The sequence below is a fragment of the Bacteroides graminisolvens DSM 19988 = JCM 15093 genome (assembly GCF_000428125.1).
Taxonomy (GTDB): Bacteria; Bacteroidota; Bacteroidia; order Bacteroidales; family Bacteroidaceae; genus Bacteroides; species Bacteroides graminisolvens.
The window spans coordinates 1-20,165 of sequence record NZ_ATZI01000007.1 but is presented as its reverse complement, the minus strand read 5'-3'; the positions used below and the strand labels follow the sequence as shown (position 1 = coordinate 20,165).

General features: G+C 44.6%; 18 protein-coding genes. 4 read left to right on the top strand and 14 right to left on the bottom strand.

Features of this window, described 5'->3' with window-relative positions; all coding sequences use genetic code 11:
* Window positions 1–5 precede the first annotated feature (5 nt).
* Both C511_RS0107215 and C511_RS0107210 read left to right on the top strand, forming a co-directional pair.
* Window positions 6–422 (top strand): VOC family protein, encoded by a 417-nt coding sequence (locus C511_RS0107215; RefSeq protein ID WP_024996424.1) that lies wholly within the window; start codon window positions 6–8, stop codon window positions 420–422.
* Window positions 423–499: 77 nt separating this feature from the next.
* The gene (locus C511_RS0107210) at window positions 500–1,444 is read left to right on the top strand and encodes a helix-turn-helix transcriptional regulator (protein WP_024996423.1); all 945 of its coding nucleotides are present in this window, start codon (window positions 500–502) and stop codon (window positions 1,442–1,444) included.
* 40 nt (window positions 1,445–1,484) lie between these two features.
* Here C511_RS0107210 and C511_RS0107205 read toward each other — a convergent pair whose 3' ends face one another.
* Both C511_RS0107205 and C511_RS0107200 read right to left on the bottom strand, forming a co-directional pair.
* A complete protein-coding gene (locus C511_RS0107205; protein WP_024996422.1) occupies window positions 1,485–3,128 on the bottom strand; it encodes a hypothetical protein in 1,644 nt (547 codons plus the stop codon).
* Complete coding sequence (locus tag C511_RS0107200) at window positions 3,125–3,994, bottom strand: hypothetical protein (protein WP_024996421.1); 870 nt, start codon at window positions 3,992–3,994, stop codon at window positions 3,125–3,127. Before C511_RS0107200 ends, C511_RS0107205 begins: the two co-directional genes overlap by 4 nt.
* 215 nt (window positions 3,995–4,209) lie before the next feature.
* Between C511_RS0107200 and C511_RS0107195 the strand changes: the two genes are divergently transcribed.
* Both C511_RS0107195 and C511_RS0107190 read left to right on the top strand, forming a co-directional pair.
* Complete coding sequence (locus tag C511_RS0107195; protein ID WP_027317987.1) at window positions 4,210–4,977, top strand: type IV toxin-antitoxin system AbiEi family antitoxin; 768 nt, start codon at window positions 4,210–4,212, stop codon at window positions 4,975–4,977.
* Complete coding sequence (locus C511_RS0107190) at window positions 4,970–5,872, top strand: nucleotidyl transferase AbiEii/AbiGii toxin family protein (RefSeq protein WP_024996419.1); 903 nt, start codon at window positions 4,970–4,972, stop codon at window positions 5,870–5,872. Before C511_RS0107195 ends, C511_RS0107190 begins: the two co-directional genes overlap by 8 nt.
* Window positions 5,873–5,892: 20 nt before the next feature.
* Here C511_RS0107190 and C511_RS0107185 read toward each other — a convergent pair whose 3' ends face one another.
* The 12 genes from C511_RS0107185 to C511_RS16325 form a co-directional block, all read right to left on the bottom strand.
* Entirely contained in the window at window positions 5,893–7,227 is a 1,335-nt protein-coding gene (locus C511_RS0107185; RefSeq protein WP_024996418.1) for a hypothetical protein, read from the bottom strand.
* Window positions 7,218–8,195 (bottom strand): DUF6046 domain-containing protein, encoded by a 978-nt coding sequence (locus C511_RS0107180; RefSeq protein ID WP_024996417.1) that lies wholly within the window; start codon window positions 8,193–8,195, stop codon window positions 7,218–7,220. The genes C511_RS0107185 and C511_RS0107180 overlap by 10 nt, the downstream gene beginning before the upstream one ends.
* A 10-nt stretch (window positions 8,196–8,205) precedes the next feature.
* Window positions 8,206–12,021: a phage tail tape measure protein gene (locus tag C511_RS0107175; protein ID WP_027317986.1), complete on the bottom strand. Its 3,816-nt coding sequence runs from the start codon at window positions 12,019–12,021 to the stop codon at window positions 8,206–8,208.
* A 280-nt stretch (window positions 12,022–12,301) separates the two neighbouring features.
* A complete protein-coding gene (locus C511_RS0107170) occupies window positions 12,302–12,673 on the bottom strand; it encodes a hypothetical protein (protein ID WP_024996416.1) in 372 nt (123 codons plus the stop codon).
* 53 nt (window positions 12,674–12,726) lie between these two features.
* Window positions 12,727–13,209 carry a DNA N-6-adenine-methyltransferase gene (locus C511_RS0107165; RefSeq protein WP_024996415.1) on the bottom strand — a complete coding sequence of 161 codons (483 nt, stop codon included), beginning with the start codon at window positions 13,207–13,209 and terminating at the stop codon, window positions 12,727–12,729.
* Window positions 13,210–13,378: 169 nt separating this feature from the next.
* Window positions 13,379–13,834, bottom strand: a complete 456-nt coding sequence (locus C511_RS0107160) for a hypothetical protein (protein ID WP_024996414.1) — start codon at window positions 13,832–13,834, stop codon at window positions 13,379–13,381.
* 8 nt (window positions 13,835–13,842) lie between these two features.
* On the bottom strand, window positions 13,843–15,186 hold the full coding sequence (locus tag C511_RS0107155) for a DUF2586 family protein (protein WP_027317985.1): 1,344 nt from the start codon (window positions 15,184–15,186) through the stop codon (window positions 13,843–13,845).
* Between the two features lie 3 nt (window positions 15,187–15,189).
* Entirely contained in the window at window positions 15,190–15,513 is a 324-nt protein-coding gene (locus C511_RS17210) for a hypothetical protein (RefSeq protein ID WP_024996413.1), read from the bottom strand.
* A 69-nt stretch (window positions 15,514–15,582) separates the two neighbouring features.
* On the bottom strand, window positions 15,583–16,626 hold the full coding sequence (locus tag C511_RS0107145) for a hypothetical protein (RefSeq protein ID WP_024996412.1): 1,044 nt from the start codon (window positions 16,624–16,626) through the stop codon (window positions 15,583–15,585).
* A 105-nt stretch (window positions 16,627–16,731) separates the two neighbouring features.
* The gene (locus C511_RS0107140) at window positions 16,732–18,003 is read right to left on the bottom strand and encodes a Clp protease ClpP (protein ID WP_024996411.1); all 1,272 of its coding nucleotides are present in this window, start codon (window positions 18,001–18,003) and stop codon (window positions 16,732–16,734) included.
* 129 nt (window positions 18,004–18,132) lie between these two features.
* A complete protein-coding gene (locus C511_RS18080) occupies window positions 18,133–18,936 on the bottom strand; it encodes a KilA-N domain-containing protein (protein WP_024996410.1) in 804 nt (267 codons plus the stop codon).
* 504 nt (window positions 18,937–19,440) lie between these two features.
* Window positions 19,441–19,776, bottom strand: coding sequence for a hypothetical protein (locus C511_RS16325; RefSeq protein ID WP_316929579.1), 336 nt, complete (start codon window positions 19,774–19,776; stop codon window positions 19,441–19,443).
* Window positions 19,777–20,165 lie beyond the last annotated feature (389 nt).

Sequence of the window (20,165 nt, the reverse complement as noted above, 5' to 3'; positions counted from 1 at the left end):
AAAAAATGAAACTTACACCCCACTTTACATTTGACGGTCAAAGCGAAGAGGCACTAAAATTTTACAGCGTAGCACTAAATGGTGAAATTATCAGCCTAATCCGTTTTTCGGATATGGAAAACAGTTGTTGCAGCTCGGAAAAATTAAAACCTGAAGACCAAAAGCGAATATTGAATGGTTGTCTGCAATTCGGTGAAAACACCATTTATTGCTGCGACCAAATGCCGGGTCAGACACCAACTCAAGGAAATAACGTAATGATGGATATCACCCTGTTGGATAAAGCGGAGATACAACGAGTATTTGAGACCCTGTCTGAGAGTGGTAATGTTATTATGCCTTTGGCTCCTGCGGCGTGGACTCCTCTCTACGGAATGGTTATCGACCGCTACGGAATCTATTGGAACATTATGCAAAAGTAATTGAATCAAAAGAGTATGAGAGCCTATGTACTTTCATACTCTTTTATTACCTTTGTATTGTTGTTAATGTGATATGAATGAATAAAATAGAGAGACTTTCCGGCATATTGATCAAGTTACAGAGCCGTAAGTTCATCACTGCGTCTCGGATTGCCGATGAGTACGGTGTAAGTTTGAGGACTATCTATCGGGATTTGCGTATTCTCGAACAGTCCGGCGTTCCCATTACTGCCATTCCCAATGTAGGTTATTCCCTTGTTGACGGATACCGGCTTCCTCCGTTGATGTTTACAGAGGATGAGGCGTTTTCGTTTCTTATGGCTGAACGTCTGCTCAGTGAACAGTCGGATGAGAGTACCTATCTTATCTATAAATCGGGAATGGATAAAATACGCACAGCACTGAGGGTTGCCGAACGCGATGCGTTGGAGAACTTTGAGGAGAATGTCGGTGTATTAAAACATACGGACGCGATTGTCTACAAAGGGTGTTCACATATTCTATCTCCGTTGTTACAGAGTATTCGCAATAGAAAGAGTGTATTGATGGATTACCGGGCTGGATATACCAAAGAGAAATCATCTCGCCGTGTAGAACCTGTGGGGCTCTATTTTATGAACAATCAATGGTATCTATTGGCATGGTGTTGTCTGAGAGATGATTATCGCACGTTCAAACTCACCCGTATCATTTCGGTATCGCAGACCGAAGAGCCTTATACACACAAACACCCATCGCTCAAATCACTGCTTGGAAAAATGTATGCCGAGGATATCGTGTACAAAGTAACTATCAAAATAGAAAAAGAAGCTATGTATCTCGCCAGAGGGAATCGTTACCATAGACTTGTAGAAGAGACCGAGTACGACGATTATGCGATTTGCCATTATCACACCTTTTCTCTCGAACTTTTTGCACGGTGGTATCTTTCATTTGCGGACAAAGGACAAATAATCGAACCAGTAGAATTGAAAGATATTGTCAAAAAACTGATAGATAGTATAACTTCTTATGGTTTTTAAAATAACTATTTTCAGTTGACTATTCATTAGGATATGTCTATCAGCTAACTTTCACGACGCTGTCGCCACTGCAACTATCGCTCACCCAGAGTGAACCATTGGTGGCACTGTTTTTCTGTACTTCCAACTCGTAAATCCGCATCTTCTTGCGAATGGTCAATTCATCGAAAGTAGCAGCGCTACTACCTGTTGTCAGATTCTTTAATACAGCCCACCCATAACCAGCGAAACCGGATGAAAATCGTTCCGAACCCAAGCTGTCAATAAAGTAGGCGTTTCCGAAATGCTTTATGCCATCTGTCGCAGACATCAGGTAATGCTCGCTGGAAAAGTATAGGTGCTTATCGGTTAGTCTGGTGAATGAACCGTCGATGCCGAGGTGTTTTTTGGATTCTACCGGTTTGTCAAAAGTGATAAAATCACTATTCGTGTCGATGTACAAGGAGATGGAGCCGGATTCCGGCAATTGATAGACCGAAGAGGATTCCCTAAAACCCATCGTTGCCTGATGAGACTGCTTGCTGAAGATAAGCTCCCTGCGATTTCCGCTTAGACTCACACCATCTGCAAAAGCAAATCGTAACTTTTTATGCAGAATTACTCCTTCGTCCCCATCACTCACCCGATAAGTGGAAAGTAGATCCGCACCGTAGTTATGGGCAACCCTCAGCGAGTCGGGGAAGTAAGCACCACCATATTTGGTAATAAGCATATTATCCCCATCAATATCCCATAGACCGGCAAAGAGTTTTATCTTCTGTGTACGTTCGCTTCCCAGGAGCAAGTTGCCATAGTCACATGACAAAGCAACATCGGTTTCATTTGCCCGAATCAATACGGGAGAGCTACCAATCTTCACTCCACAGTTGGTGGCAATGTTCAAGAAACCTTCCAATAGAGCACCATCGGCTACAACTGAAAGAATCTCTTTACCGGCAAAGCCCAGTTTTACCCCATAGATGGCAGAGAGCTCATCAGATAGAGTGGTCTTACCCTTAACCTTCAACTCACCCTCAACCGCAGCATCTTTCATCGACCAGCGAACGGTTGAGAGATTGGCATTACCGGCATGATATACCTCTTTGCCCTGAACATAAACAGCCGTACCTGAAATAACAACGCCTTTTGCTTTACTCTCTCCGAAAACCATCTCACCCCGACTAAGCAGAGTCGATGAGCCAAAAGACAACAACGAGTTTTCAAGGTAAGCTGTTCCGTCAGATGGCGTATATCTCAATAACTGTTTGCCACCGATATAAAGGTTACTGCCACCGATACGAATATCACCATAAACTTGTAAGCCATAAACAGGCGTTACACCGTCATCGGCAATCTCACGATAAGTTTCCAGTAGCCGTACATTTCCCATCCCTGCCTCAAAACCATAGTTAGCCCGGAGGGTTCCGGTCATGTCGCCGCCTGTCTTTTTCAGATAGCCAAGCAGTACACCGCCATCTGTACCATCACCTTCTCCGGCGACAGCTCCCGCTATCGCTTCGGCAAATCCGTAAGCGGTATTACGAAGACGAAGTGATGTATTGTCCCCCTCTTCAATGCCGTATGGGTTTTCAGGACTTTTCTTATCCTGAGCATTAAAGAAATTATGGTATAGCTGGCTATATATAGCATAGCACAGACTATTTGGGTCTAAGTTCCCGATGTCTGGAAGTAGTGCGATACTCATTTCGTGTAGGCGGTTTTAGACAGAAACTTCTGGATTTTAGAAGCAAGTGAAGGAAAGTTCGGGCAGTTGATGGCCGGCATGGTTCCCATCAGTGTGGGAGTCATAATCTTACTGCACTCAGTGATAAATTCGAGCATTAACTGTGCAAGCTCATTTCCAAGGACCAGCGGTTCGGTTGCTTGCTCATCCCCGATAGTTACTTTGTTGTCCGCCACTACTACCGTAGTACTGTTTACCTTTTGCTCTATCTTATCTGCCAACTGATTAACCTGGGATTTATCAACCTTTTGAGCAATGGATTCCGGTGTTACTGTGATTTCTGCCTGTTTGTCGTTCTTATTCTTGGCTATGGTCTTAATCTCCTCCACCGTGTACTTGGTCGAAGTTTCATTGCCTGTCTTCTCTAACTCATCGTAGTCGGGTGAGTCGTTGCTTTGGGGATCTAACTCCTCGGTTTCGGCCACGCCGACAACCGTCTCCTTGTGAGAAAGCAGTTGGATAAAATCGGCATGAGAGAAATTCAGCACATAGGCATATTTTGTAGCGGCATCGGTTACAATGGTTACATCCGAAAAAAGCGTTGGAATAATCAAAAAACCACCGGAGTTATCTTTCACCCCGGCGAGCAATACGCCCTGATGGGTGATCGGTTCGCTACTAGCAGTTTCATCCGGAAACTCCCTCACGTCAATCGTGCCACACAGTTCTCCATCTTCGTGTATCTTGGCGACATAACCGTGTATCATGCGTGCCGTACCAACACCTCCCGTACCACTCTCTGACATGTTCACTCGCTCAATGCTACGCCCCAATGCTATTTTGCGGATAGCTTCACCAATCATCCGCTGACTATTCTTTGATTCCATAAATTCCTTTTAGGGATAGAATAGTCATTTATGTGAAGATAAGATTAAGAGTTCACCGAGATTATCTTGATGTTCAAACAAAGGTTTGCAGTTTCATTTAGAGCATAGAAATAAACTAAAAGTATACTGTTGCAAAATAAATATAACCGATTTGTTTGTAGAATGGAATTATACTTGCTATCTTTGCGGTTAGAAATTATTTATAATAATACACCGTGAGTATAGATACTTCAAATAAACTTAACCGCTTATTGCAATCGGAACAGCAGGGGAAACTCTTTTTTTCGGCCTATCTGCAAAAAAAAGGTTACTCTAATCAGTTACTTAAGCGATATCGTAGTTCAGGTTGGTTGGAATCGCTCTCAAAGGGGGTGATGTATAGAACCGGAGGGCAACTTCGCTCTTTTGGAGCAATTGCGAGCTACAACGAGCAAATGGGTAAATGTTTACATGTCGGAGCTCATTCGGCATTAGAACTCTCCGGATTCAGCCACTTTGTGCCTATGGGTAGGCCGCTTCTTATGGTTGGACATCCTGTTTCTGAAGTTCCTCCAAATTGGTTGAGAACCTGTGTCTTCGAAAGGGAACTGCAATTTTTCTCCACCAATACATTTTCAAAACCACAATTTTTCAATCGAATAGAAGAGGGGTTTGAGATAGCGATAGCCGCTCCGGAGCAAGCTTTTTTAGAGTGTCTCTTGCTGACACCTACACACTATACCTATATGGACTTATACTATATAATGGAGCAACTGACAACGCTCAGGCCAGAGGTATTACAATCTATGTTAGAGAATACCGATAATCTCAAAGTTAAGCGTATGTTCCTCTATATGGCTCAAAAGGCAGGACACTACTGGTTTGAAATGTTAGATAAAAGTAAAATCTATCTCGGTACATCAAAATATCAACTATCGAAAAACGGAGTCTATATACCTGAATACAAAATAACAGTACCAAAAGAGTTATACGACTATGAATGAATTGTACAAACAGCAGGTAGGATTGCTTATCAGAATTATACCTCTTATCTACCCTATTAAAGAGTTTGCCGTACATGGCGGAACGGCTATTAACCTATTTGTTAGGGATTTGTCCAGATACTCGGTCGATTTGGATATAACATACCTACCTTTAAAAGAGCGCGAGGAGAGTATGGCCGATATTAACCGCATTCTGCTTGAGTTAAAAACAAGTATAGAGAAAGCTATTCCTGGTATACGCGTAGTCCCTAAACCTGCCGTATGGAAATTACTTTGTACGAAAGACGGAGCTACAGTAAAGATTGAAGTGAATGGTACTAAGCGTGGTATTATTGGAGAAGTAGAAGATAGAGAACTTTGCCCGAAGGCACGAGCTGAGTTCAATATGAGTTGCCGGGCTAAGATCGTTCCTTTCTCTCAATTATATGGAGGTAAAATATCTGCCGCTTTGAGTCGCCAGCATCCACGAGATCTGTTCGACTGCAAATATATGGAACTGGAATCATTTAGTGATGTGAAAAATGGGGTGATATTTTGCCTACTCGGAAGCGACAAGCCGATAATCGAATCGTTACAACCTAATCCGATAGACCAAAGTGAAGCCTTGAAAAGTCAATTCAAGGGAATGACTGATACTACTTTCGACTATGAAGATTTTGAGCAAGCAAGGGTTGATTTGATAAAACAGGTAAATGAGAGTATGACTACCGAAGACAAAGAGTTCCTGCTTTCCTTTGAACGTGGTGAGCCCGATTGGAGTAAATGCTGCGCGGGAAACTTGAGCCTTTTTCCGTCAGTTAGATGGAAGCTGCAAAACATATTAAATCTAAAAAAAAGTAATCCTCAAAAGTTTAATGTAGGAATTGAGAAACTGTCAAAACACTTAACTCTATAAGTTTTTTTTCTCAATACCACCTATGTTCCCGGAGACTTTGATATCCGATAAGGAATAGTTATCTTTTGTCTATACCCACTTGTCCCAAAAGTGGTAGTGACCTCTTCCACAAGATAAATTCCATTTTTGGAAGGGTTGCGATCATCAATCAGTTCCACTTGAACGGCAGTGTTCAGTGCCAAATCACCGAACAAAGTTAAGTGTCCGGTAATGCCGTTCAGGTTGTAATTACGAAAATATTCTATCGTCTCTTCAACCAACTTGTCAGAGTTGATTTTCATGTTAGGCGACATATACGGCACAATCGTGTAAGTACTCAAATCGACCTTGGTCTTGGTATTAGTACCTTCGGCAGTTGTATTGCCTGTCACCTTATGGGTCTTCTTGCTAATTTGAGTGGCATTGACGGTCTGGAACTCTTTACTTCCTTTGACTGCCGGGGCATATTCAGGATTCATGCGTACCGTAACTTCAAAAAACTTCTCATCCGCACCCAATGCCTTGCCTGTGACAGCCAGAAACTTCGGGTCGGTCTTCACAATTTTCAAATCATTGTTCGCAACGTGGTAGTTGAAATAGATTTTGAAAGGCTTCGCCTCGCTATCCTTCGGAAAAACGGGTTGGCTTTTGGATGATGAGTACGGACGGCCAATGGCAATGGTCGGCATATTGTCTGGTGAGTTTTCATCATATTTCAAAAAGCAATATACCTTATATTTGCTCCATTCAGACAGAATGTCAGCAACTGTAAAGTTATCGGTAATCTTCACCTTGCCTATCTGAATATCAAACCGTTTTGTGTCAGAGTGAATCTCAAAGCCTGTATCTTTCAGTAGTCCGTACTTTTCGCCCAGTACGTCGTTCACACTAACCGACGCTTTGGTCTCAAACTTGGGAGCCTGTTTCAGTTTCAGTTTATAAGCCATATTCTCGCACTGAATCTCAAACTGGCTGTCGGAATTATAAGCGGAGATATACCCGTCAAACATATTCTTCAACACACCGTTGTAGCCGAGCTTGATATTCACCCGTTGCCCGATACAGAACGAAGTTTCATTCATGGCTTGCTGCGAGGTGCGCTTTTCAACGATTACCCCGTCCTGCATAATCTCGGTTGTAATCCTACCGGCATCCTTGCCCTCAATGGTAGCATTTCCTATGAGGGTACTCTGATAGACCGTTCCCTTGGGAAAGACAATCTTCGCCGTACCTATCAGTTTTTTATAACTTTCTTCAATCTCTATCTCCTGTACTTCGGTCAGTACGATGGGGTTCTGTATTGCCATCGGATTACTGGGATCAGCATCTCCGATGGTAATCCGGCAGCATAAAACATCCAACATATCTATACCCATAGTTTCGAGATTTTAAGCAGTGATGACGGGTCGATAGTTTCAGCACCCAGTTTGGCATACTTGATCCACTTGTTTGAATGCTTGATGGCAACATCCACTTTCTCCTCAGCAGCTATTTTCAACTGTATGCTCTCCGAAGGCTCTACCGCTATACACGAAAGCGTGTAAGGTTGGATATTGCGACAATCCGTAGCCGGAAGCGAATAGTTCAAGATAATCAGTTTGTCAATGTTGAATTGACGAAGAACCGTGTTATCACAGTCAATCACACCTTTAAACTGCATCAATTTCAAGAACTTCGATACTTCGGCTTCCGGATAAACATCGGGGTACTTGCTTGTAATTTTCCCATTGATGGATATTTCCAAATCACCACCCGATATAAACTCCTTACGGGTATAATCACGTCCCTGAACCTGTGTCATCAGGATATTATTCTTACTGCTGACTTGCACCACAGGCTGCAAATCGACAAACTCTACCAACCCATAATTGCTGTTGGCTTCTACTTTACCGCTTTTCGAGTTGAAATAGTTTCCCTCACCCGATATGACCAGCTCCAGATAGTCTGCCACCACACGTCCGACAATACTATCCGAATAACTTTTTTTCTTAGCGACGGCCTGTTGTTCGGAGATAAGCTGGTAGTATTGCCCGGTTTTGTTGGCAATGCTGGTCTGAGATTTGGTTTGCAGGTATTTATCACGTTCTTTTTGCTCCCAGTATTGCAGGAAACGTGGATATGAGCGCAACGCCCCGTATGCCAACTGGGAAGTTGTCTGAATCAAGGCTCGTTTTAATACCTCCCTGTCTTTCGAGAAGTAGTGAACCGCTCCGTCTTGAAACTCCGCTAGCCCCATACCAATAGCACGTCGGGCAGCATTACTGATATAGCCGCCCAACGAACCATTACTGATGATTCCACCACTTAGCAGAACCGATTTACCTATATTCCATAATCTACTCATATTCTAAATTTTATCCGTTCCACGATGCGTCGAAGTCATGCACCACATCAATCAGTGCCTGTGCCATTTGCTCTTTCAGATTCTGTATCTCCGGTGATTGCCCGTTTTCCGATTTGAGTAACTTAATAGTTTCGACACTAAGTAGATTAGTGATATTGACGATGACTTGTTTAGGTGCAGCCGACGAAAGTTTCCCTGTTCCGGAGTAGTTACCGCCTGCCATGCCGTCATCGGGATCACCGGAGTTATAGGTGATGCCGTTGGCATTGAAAGGTTGGGGATCTGCCATGTCCGGCTCATTGGAATAGAGCGAACGGGTAAACCCGGCTTTCTTCATAATGTTCTCGGCTATTTCTGCCGAACCGCCCCATGTCTGACGAAGGGAGGCAGTGAACTTCACGACCTTATCGTGTACCTCTTGGTAGTCGGCCAGCGCATCTTCTCGTTGCTTGTCTGTGGCATTCTTGTCCAAGGTCTTTTGAACCCAGTTGCCATTTTTGTCTTGAACAAATCCATTCTGTGCAAGCAGGTCGAATTTAAAACCTCCCGATGCCATTGCCGCCTGTGCCGCAGCCTGTGAAGACATAATCTGACGATAACGGGTTGCTATCAGGTTGATTTGAGGAACCACTGTGCCATTCATATACTGGGCATAGTGCGGAAGCTTATGGGCATCAGAGTCTTTTAAGTCGCCAATGCCTTTTTTGTAGGTAATGTTCCCTGCTTTGTCTTGTGTCCACAGTGTACCATCCGGCTTGGGTGTGTCTTGTCCGAAAGACTTTTGTATGTTCTGGATAAATGCCCCGATTTCAATATCTGTTCGGGCTTTCCCCAATGCGGCATACGCTGAGTTTACACGAGCCTGGCTATCCTTACGGGCAAGAGTCAATATCGCACTGCGTGTATCGTCCTGCCGGGCATCCGCAAAAGAGTACCGATCAATAGAAGTGCCTCCGTATTCAGCTTGTCCGGCCAGAGCAAATGGGTTTAAGAACGCTGCCCACCAGTTACCGGTAAAGGCTCCAATCTTATGTCCAGATGACTCTTCGATCGTTTTTCCGGCAGTCAATTCATCAACCGCCTTCTTTGCATCCAACGCATTCTGGTAGGTTTTGGAAAGAGAGGCGTTCAGTGCATCGATAGACGGATAGCGATATTTCTCATTGGCGACTATCTCTTCCAATACAGCATCCTTGGCTTCTTTTACCTTCCATGTTTTGTAAGCGACCCAACCCAAAGCTCCAATCAATCCCGCGATACCGACTGTTGCCGCGACTGCTCCGGCACCTAAAGCACCAATAGAAGCACTTGCTCCAATCAATCCGTTGCCGGTAGCTACCTGAGTGGCAAATAATCCTAATCCGCTACGCCCGGCAATGCCTCCGGCACCGGACATCAATGCCTGAGTCATAGCTCCTTTTCCCGTTACTCCGGCAGCACTCAGAGCCGTAACGATAGACCTTTTGTTGGCAAAAGATAATTTACCTCCTCCCAGTCCGACCAAAGAAGAAATCATTTGAAGTCCCGAACCTGCGACCGACTGCTTGCCGATGTAACCCAAGGCTACACCAACGTTCGTCAGGGCTCCCGCAAGTTTAAAAAGTCGCGTCGCTACAAATCCGGTAAAAAACAAAGGCTCTATCCAATGGAAATTGCGTGTAAACCAAGTTGCGACATTCCCAAGCAAAGACAGGATATTAAGTATGGATTGACCGATAGAGGCCAGTCCTTTCGAAAACTCTGCTGTTTTGAATTTTTCCAAGAAATCCCGGAGAGTTGTTTTGATGACAGGCTCCAATGTGTCATATCCCTTCATAAACGACTCGGAAAATTGAGAAGTGACCTGAGCCCAGAGCCCCTTGGTATTGTCCTGCTTCACCTTCGCCAATTCTGAAGATATACCATGTGAGCCGCTATTTTGCGTGGTAAGAGTACGGAGTTGATCGTAGTTACGGACAAACATCATTGCAGCGTTACCACCGATTTTGCCAAAAATAGCCTGCATATCACCCATTGTTGCACCTTTGGCATTCAACTCCTCGAAAATCTCTGCTAACGGGCGCAGTTTCTCAACCTGTTTGCCATAGATGTCACGATACTCAGTAAACTTCATACCCAATCGGTCAAGGGTCTTCTGGGACTCTTTGGTAGGTTTGGCAAAACGGGTCGCCATCGCACGCAAAGCAGTACCGGCCATAGTACCTTTGACACCCATGTTTCCTAAGATACCGATAGCCGCCGAACTTTCGGAGAACTCCACGCCAGCCAAACGCATATAACCTGCTGCCATTTTATAAGATTCAGCCATCTCGATCACATTCACATTCGAACGGGAAATAGTCGAAGCCAGAATATCGGCAACTGAATTCATGCTGTTACTCTTTATGTCATACCCGGCCATAATGTTAGTGGCAAGGTCGGCTATTTGGGATACATCATTATCGCCTATGAGTGCAAGGTTGGTGATTGGTCGGATTGACTCATTGATGGTCTCTATACCCATACCAGCCATTGATAGGTACTTGACCGCTCCGGCGACCTCAACAGCAGTAAACTTGGTCTCAACGCCGATTTTACGAACATAGAGAGCCATCTTCGCAAAACGATTTTCAAAGGTGGTCAAGTCATTATCGGCTACACGCAGAATACTCTGAGCCGAAGTCATTATGTTGGAATACTCAACCGCCTGAGTAATCTGACTGCGCATCATGCCATACATAGCGTAGGCATTGAACATGTGCATCATCGGCAGGTTACGGATGGACGGGGTACGAACATATTGCAGACGGTTAATGGCCGCCCGCTGTTTGTTGGTTTGTCCAAGTGTGGCTGCTCGTTGTTGCTGCCTTACTGCCGTTACTGCCTGTGCCGCACTTTGCTCTTGTCGTCGGGTCTTCTCACGGATAGCTTTGGCAGCTTCGGCTTCCGCACGCCGCTGGTTTGTTTCATTGCTTCTGGCAATACGTTGACGATCCCATTCCTTGCCTTTAGCCTCAATAAGGGCTCGCTGCATATTCAGTTTGGCAGCCTCATCAGCACGGGCGAACTCAGATTTCTGTGCCCTGAGCGCACGCCCGGTTATAAGCCTTTCCTGCAATTTATCCGATACTGCCTGCGGCATCACATAATCCCGCTGAGGATTATAGACAAAAGGCGGTTTGATATGATTTGGAGCAACGGTTGTTGTTCCTTTGCCGGGAGACCCCATACCGATACCGAGAGTCATCTTTGAGGCTCCTTTTATCTGATTCATCAAAGCAAGGATTTCCTGAAGACGCTGCTTGGCGACATCGGTTTTGATATTAACCTCTCTGCCTTTCTCAAGTGAGACCAGTGCAGCATTGATTTTGCCAACCACTTTAGTGATGCTCTTCTGGCTATCCATCATCGTCCGCACGGAGTCAGCAGCACTTTTGTCAATAGCCGCCTTTCGCTCCTCTGCCAACTTTTTATCCAAGAGCGTCTTAGCTTTGGCTTTTATCGTCTTGGAATCCAAAGGCTGACCGGCATTGATGGTCAGATTGATTCCTTTGGATAATTCCCCTATTTCGGATAGTAAGGTTTTGACACGGGTAAGTTTCTCTTCGGTCTTACTCGTCTCAATATTTACTTTAAAGTTATAATCCCGTTTTTTGCCGCTCTTGGTCCGAAATACCCTATCAATCTCAGACATCATGTTCTTGATGTTCGTAAGTGCAGGGGTAATGTCGTTTTTCGCTATCAACAAGCTTTTTACCGCATTGGCAAAATCTTGAACCTGTCGCGTACCTTGAGTGGCTTCTACATCTATTTTATAACTGACCGTATAATTTTGTTCTTGGGCCATAAGTCTGATTTTGGTGTAGAATAGCCCCAGAACATCAAATCCGATTAAAAAAATAAGCCCCCGTCAGAATTGTCCGACAGGAGCTTGGCAAGAGTCAATTAAGGATTTTGTGTTTGTGCAAGAAATGTGTTACTCACGCGACTCATGGTCATCTGCTGATGTAGCCATAGAGCCTCCTCGGAAAGCATTGCAAACTCTTCATCCGAGATGTCATTTAAGTTCACGCCGGGAAAGTAGTGGCGGATGTAGATAATCCGCTGACGGATGCGTTGCTCGTCGCTTACTTCCCAGCTTTGGATAAACCCACCAGTGTACTTTGACGGGTGGTGATGATTTCAGACAACTGTCCCATCAGGCCGAACAGAAACAGAGATTCGTTATCTACGAGCTCTTTATCTCCGTCGATAAAGCAGTCTTTGGCAAGGGTACGCATCGCTGTGACCTCATCCTTCTTTGAGGCAGCCATGAATTTGCTGAACTGTGGGAATGTAGGTTCGGCAAGATAAGCCACGTATAGTTCTTTTTCTTCGCAGTCCGTATCGCCGAAGACTACCATCGGATAAACCTTACGCAGTTTCTTTTCTGCTTTCAATTCCAATGCTCTTTTTCTGATTTGCTCCTCTTGGATCAGTGTCAATGATTTTTCTTCCATGATTTTGAATATTAATGTTCACTCTCAGAGTAGGAGTATGTTTTGCAAAAGGTTTAGAGCAAGATGAATTTCCCTTTGATACCACAGCTTTTCAATATCTCGCTATTGACTTCATTGAAAGAAATCAAGCATGATGGTGCTCCGGCTGTACCGCCACGTTCGCCCGTTACATGATGAAACGATAATCGCCCCTTGATAAAGAGTATCGAATGTGCTTTCTTAAAAATGAGTTCCTGAAAGAGCTTGGTTTCTGTTCTGGAAAAAGTTAAAGCAATGGCGTTTTTATGTTCGACACATCGCTCTATAAACTGAATGATAAGCTGAGTATCATAGGGTGGGTTCACCCAGCATCTTCCAAACCACGGTTGCTTCAATCCGTCATCCTCGATTGTGTAATGTTGGGTTGCTGTTGGCCAAGGTCTGTTTATCGGAGCGCAGGGGTCTAAATCAAATTGCCCAAGTTTAGCTAATAGTTCCGGTGGAGTCAGCCATTGATTCTTACCTGTCGCAGAATTGCCTTCAAAAGTTACATTCATTCTAATAATGTGTTTATGTATACCCAGAATAGCCCTTGTTGCATAATTTGGTTGATTTTAAAAGACCGCCACTCTCACGAGCGACGGTCTTCAACCAATAAAATTAAAACGATGAACAAAAAGTGTATCAAACTTTCACAGATAGAATAGGCATTATTTTCAGAAAAGTTTAAATCGTATCGCCATCGCCAATCTGGATGTCAAACGGGTTCAAATCGAACTCCTTTGTGATGTTCGTATCGTCCTGCTGGCTCTCCATACCATCCTCTGCAAAAATACACCCCTTAAGTGTGACGGTGGTAGTCGCCCAGTCATCCGATGCCATTGGATTGGCAAACGACACGATCAAGTCAAACTCACCAATATCCATCAATGAACCATAGGTAGATCTAAGCATCTGTTGAGTGGCATAATCCATCGTGATTGATGCGGTATAGGAGATATTTCCGAAACCACGTGAGACAGGCTTTCCTCCCATACCGTAGTTTGATTCAATCTTACGTTTCTTGTTCCACTTGATTCCGGAGACACCCTCAAGCGTGGTACTTCCTTCCTCGATTCCAAGGGCAGTCGATGAGAGGGTAATCATTGACCATGAGTAAGCTACATTATTTATAATTGCCATATCATTAATTATTTAGCGGTTAGTGATAAGCCCTCCTCAACATAAATTTTCGTTGCCACACCTACCGGAACAATCACATAGGAGATACGCAGCGTGTCATCAATGAGCACGTTCTGGTTTGCGTCAATATTGACAGCATAACCACTGATCTCCTGAGCCGCTTGCATCTTAGCAAGGATATCACCGATGAGGGTTTTAAAGGCTGAAATCTTAGATGGAGCAAGGAAGCCTGTTGCTGGATTGACCATTAGAGGTGAGTTCACATAAGGCAGTAAAGTGGCACGCACGGAACGACGGCTCTTATTGATAGTACGATTTCGGGCAATAGTTCGATAGTCCCCAATTGAGCAAGTTTGGTCTTTGCTGATGTAGATGCCGTTCTCACGTCCGGCATACTTCATCGGGAAGATGTAGCCTTTCTCATCCAAGTCATCAAGCAATACCGGCGACAACGATTCGTACATATTCAGACTTACAAACTCATCTCCTCCGGTCAGATTAATGTCTCCGAAGCCTAACTCAATATCTTGGAAGTCATCATCAAAGAGGTTGAACATCTTAACCCAAGCCACCGATTCCTGAACATTTGCACGAGCAACAGCTCCCATCATCGCGCCGATAAATCCTACCGGAGTGTTGTTCACATTGCGTTTCTGCATCGTCAACACCTTCGAACTACGAGCCTGACCGAAAATAACACTGATACGACTCGACTCACAGATAGCGGTCGGGATCTTATTCAAGTCAATCTGTTTACCCTCGCTCGTGCTACTACCTGTATTAGACGGGTTAGCCGAAAGCACTATTGACAAAGGTTGATGCTGGTCAGCCATTGCCACCGCTTTGCCATTGAGGGTTTTAACGATATTGAGGTTGTACTTTTCCTCTGCACCGTTCAACTTCCACAGGGGTTGTTCTGTCCATATACCAAGCTGGTTAATGGTTCCTCCGGCTACTCGCTGCATCGCATCGATAGCGTCCCATGAAGCCGAACAATCAGCAAACATCACGTAGAGTTTGCCGTTACCATCCACATTGCCGGACATACGGAAAAACTCACGGATATGATACGCAGGAATGCCATGTAGGAAATTGACGTTGTTCTCGTCATCCTCTGTGGTTTCTATGCGCTCAATGATACCAAAATCCTTAATCGCCGATTTGAAATTCGTTACATACAGGACATCGTTTAGTTTAAGTTTACTCTCATTGTTCTTTCCGTACCCGGCAGTGAAGAGTTCGGGTTGGAGAGAAACATCGAAGAGCAACCCGGTCACTTTTTCCTGACCGGATACACCGCTGTACGGGATATTCCCGTCAACGTCTTTTATGATTACATTTCCTAATGCCATGATTTATTTTTTGTAAAAGGGGTTTTTATAAAGTACCGCATTACCTCGGATTAATTTGGGGGTATCAGCGGTAAAGGCTCCTCCGTGTTTGTCCACGTACAGGGATTCATTCATCGGGAATGATTTGAGTACATCAAGCGTGTAGCTATCCGGTTCTTCTGCCACCGATTTCTTTTCCCCTTTTTCAGGGGAGGGAGCGGGTGCCGGTGCTGTCGCAGGTTCCTGTTGGGATGTGAGAGCTGTGGTATCTGCTTCTGCTCCCAGAAAGGCCTCGGCTCCCTCTATCGGAGCCGCATTTTCTTCTATTTGATTTTTCTGTTTAGCCATGATTCTTCTGGATTTGAAAAAGGGAGATGGAGATTGCTCCACCTCCCCGTTGATGAATGATAGTGAGTCTTAGACAGTCTTCTTGTAGGCAGTGTGGACTACGATTTCACCCGGACGTACAAGGTTGATATCCATCTTCATGCGCATTTGAAAGAAGAAGAGTTCAGAGTTGGATTGCAGGCGGTCAATCTTCAGAACCTCCGCATCATTCGCATAGTCAACGCCCATCCAAAGATTTGATTCCATGCCGGTCGAGAACTCACCCAGGACGATGGTGTGCTCAGGGATGCCGACAATCGGAATGATGCGCTTGCCTTTAAAGCGGTAGCGGTTCACCTCGGTATTTTCCGAGTATTTCACCTGCTTATCGGAAATATACTGGTCATAAGCGTCCCACGCATCCCAGCCAATCACAAAGGCAAGGCTGGTCTTTTTACGAATCTGCTTGGGGCACTTCTTCCACATCGCATACAACGCCTTTTCGACCGCCGCACCATCTGTCAACTCGGTATTACCCGATACGATGCACTGCCCTCCGGCTATGGTTTCGGCATCGGTGGCATTCACGTTGTCAATGATGCGTTTCACAACACCGTCGAAATACTTCTCCTTGCCACGACCAATCTGAATAGAGTCTGCCGGAGCAGTGACACCTGCACTGGCGGCGCCTCCCTTGGCGGCAGTCCAGATGGCATTTCCAATATACTCGTTCTTCTTGTCCATCAACAGGCGAAGCATCGTTGCCTGAACTTTTGGGTCGAGTTCACGGAATACCAGATTACCATCAGGCTGCGCGAACTTCCAATACTTTTCGTAGTCGCGAGGATTAAACTCCAGATAGACCATAAAGTCGGAAGGTTCAAGGTAACGCTCTGTAAGCGTGTACTCATTCTCGCCATTGGCACCTTTGGCACCGTGGTTACTTGTAGGGGTGGGAACATTATCCTGAATAATGTCACCTAATTTGATGGCCGGAAGCGTGTACTTGTGCTGGATTCCGGCTTTGATATGGATAAGACCTTCCTTGTAGGTGTCGTTACCCTGTGCGGTATAGGTGAGCAGGTCTTCAAGTACCTCACCGTTATAACCGTTCTGTGCAAATGTATCAGCCATTATGGTAGTTTTTTGATTATTCTTTTTATCAGCTTAATCTGCACTACCGTATGCGCTGTTTACGGGTGTTGTGTCCCTCACGACACGTCAATTGATATAGATGGACTACTTCATCTTTTTGAACTCGAAGTTTTCGCCTACTACCTGTGTTACTTTCTCAGCCATCTTTTCCTCGACTGTTGTAGCGGCAGCGGCGGCAGCTTGGATGTTGGCGGGGTCAGCGGCAATCTCCTTGGAAATCTGCTCACGCTCAGGGATACCGTTCAATGTATTTTCCACCAGTTCCGGGTTACTATCGGCCATGGCCAACCAATCCGCTTTTGTTTCACGAGAGATTTTACCGGCCACGATAGCCGCTTCAATCATCGTTTCATTCTTTGTCTTCTTCCCGTTTGCCTCCTTCTGTTGGTAGGTAGTGAGCGAAGCGGTTGCCGTAGAAAGGTCTTTTTGAAGGTTGGTAATGGTCGCATCCTTTCCGGCAATCACCGTCTGGGCATCAGCCAGAGATTTTTCCGTCTCTTTCAGTTTCGCTTCGACAGCCACCAAGGAGTTGATACGGGCCATTACATCCTTGACCTCGTAATTTTCTTTCATTCCCAGTGTCGCGGCAACTGCGGCGTACTCTGGAGAGTTGTTTTTTTCTGTACTCATGCTTTGGGTATTATCTGTTTGGGGTAGATTAGGTGTTTGCGTTTCAAAAAGTTTAATGCCGATTTCAGGAGGCAAAGCCGCACTGATTCCTTGCATCAAGTCCTGAATACGTGAAGTGTCTTCCAATCCTGAGAGTTGATTTTTGACTGTATCGCAAATTTGTTTCGAGGTATGCAGGACATTTTCAGCCGGGATGATACCCGCTTTCACGGCAGAAGCCGCATCGAAGAATGTTCCGTCCCGGTCTGCTTCTCCGGTCATTATCGAGCGTATGTGTTCGGCTTTGAGTCCGAATCTCTTCCGGTAAATGGTTTCGATTTGCTTGGTAAAAGCTTTCACAAGATCCGAGGGTTCTTTCTCGTCCTCACCCTCTCCGGGCTGGAATGGGTTATGAATCATCAAAATGGCGTAGTCACGCATCAGAGACACATCACCAGCCGCCCAGATAATAGAACCCATAGATGCCGCAATACCTTCAATCACACATTCAGTCGGTATCTTGGAATTACTGATAGTCGAATAAGTGGTCATACCAAACAGTACCGAACCGCCTTCGGAGTTGATTAGTACCCGAACCAAGGATGGACGCACGCAGTTTTCGAGAAAGTCGAACTCGGCGTTGAATTGGGAAGTGGACTCTTCGGTCACTTTGCCGAAAAAGCGGATGGTTGCAACCTCTCCACATTTTGCCTCCCCAAGGATATTTTGAAATTTCTCTGTCTTCATAAAATTGCCTTTGGGAAGGAATAGCCGCTTTTTCGGAGAAAGGGTTAAAACGAAAAAGCGGGCTAAAGCTGTTACACTTTGCCCGCTTGGGAAGGACCGTAATTCTGTTCTTATCGGATAGTTCAGAAGTTATTTTTCGATAAGTGAATGGATAAATTCTCGACCCTTGCTCGTCCATGCCAGATAAGTTACTTCAACAGGAATCATTTCGTCGTCGTCGTTAAGCCTTTGGGTGAATGTCTTTCGTTCAACGGCATAACCGGCATTTTTGTGCCTTTCGGCAATATACCACGATCCGTCAATCTTGATAGCCACTCCCTTTTTGATGAGTAGCTTATTCAGACCCGCTGGTGACATTCCGAGTTCATGGGCAATTTTACTGACGTTGTGTATTTTACCAGCCTCATCCCATTGCCGAATCTCTTGCAAGTTATCGTAAAACTGCACCTTCGTGGCATTCTGCTCGACCTGAGCTTCCAGCTCTTTATTCTTCTCGTCCAGCAACCGATTCTTCTCTCGACTCTCCTTGACATGCTCCACCATAGCTAGCACAAAGCCGGGATCGGTAGCCGCTTTGAGTAGCATCTCTTCGGTGGCGGTCAGGCCGAAGCGCAACAACTCCTTGATGCGGTCGTTGCACCAGATGGCAAACATGGGTGAAAGCCACCTGGCAAATTCGAGGGCAACGTCTTCGTGCATCCATGTACCTGAAGTATTGCCCCCTTTCTTAACTATCACTAAATCAGCCAAAGTGATTTCCTTCACTTTGGAAAATTCAGCTAAAAATGCGTTGGTTTGGTCTAATTTCAAAAAATCTACCGGACGTTTGCCGAATTTCTTCGCCATCTCGGTGGCGTTAAGCATTCTGGTTCCTTCTCCCATCTGGAAGGAAACCGGATTATTGTCGTACTGGAAAGTTTGTATGTTATTCATAAATTCATTGAGTTTTGAGACAATCTATAGCAGTTAAAAGAAATCTGAGAGTTGTACCTATTGGATAGTGGATTTTGGGACTAAAAAGATTAACCTGAAGGTTATTATTTTCTTTAAAAGAATATTTATACTGGAAATCAAGTGTTTGCATATTGGTATTTATATACTGAAAGAGTTTATTTACAATAACTGAGATTGTAGGTCTTCTTTGTTACTTATCACAATACAGGGAGAATATCATAGTTCCCTCTAAAGAGGAAACTATGATAAAAAGAGAAGAATAAGAGGGTCGAAAAGGTATTAACCTTCACTTACGTTCAGGTATAATACCTTTTCTCCCTATGTGTTTCACAAGTCTAAAGCCTTGTGAAATTAGTAATTCTTGATAGTAGTAGTTATAGGTAATATATATGTATTATATATACATGGTAGTTGCCGAACTTTCACATGAAAGCTATTTTATTGATTATAAAGCAAATACATTTTCCAACTAAACAAGAACACTTAACTATGCCCCAGTAACTCCGATTCAACTTGAACCAAGACATCCAGACGGCTGAAAATTTCTTGGACTACAGGAAAATTACTGCTATCCAACCACTCTTTAGCCACGTTATAAGCCAGTCCTTTGCTGAAAACATAGTTCTCCGGCTTTATATCGTGACGGGAAAGCCGCCCCTCAGTCGGTTTCAAGCCCAAATCATGTAGCTGACAAAGCCCGTCCTTGTGAAACACGCACCATCCCTCGTTTGTTTGTTCAGCCTGAACCATAGCGATGGAGTAATTCAGCTTTCCCAATATCAGCCCGACACACCAGTAGGTCGGTTTCAGGTTCTCCATGTAACCAGCCTCAATTAGCTTCAAAATATCATGCGGCGTTCCCAGACATGGAGTCCGACACTGATTCTTGCACGCCTGGCATTTACAAACACTCGGCTTTCGTCCGGTTGTATATAATAACTTAAAAGTATACCACCCTAATAATTAAAAAGTATACCACTGTCAGTCCGTAGAAGACCGAGCAGTGCGCCCTGATTATTTGAGGCGTAGCCGAGAATATTCAGGGCGCACTGCTCATATTTTTCAGAGCATACTATTTATTTGTTTAACTTGCATCAATTATATATTGATGCAAAAAATGATAACAATGACTGACAGAAATGAAATAATTTCGATGTACGATAAGACCGGCTCGATAAGGGCAACGGCACGTAATCTTGGGCTTAATC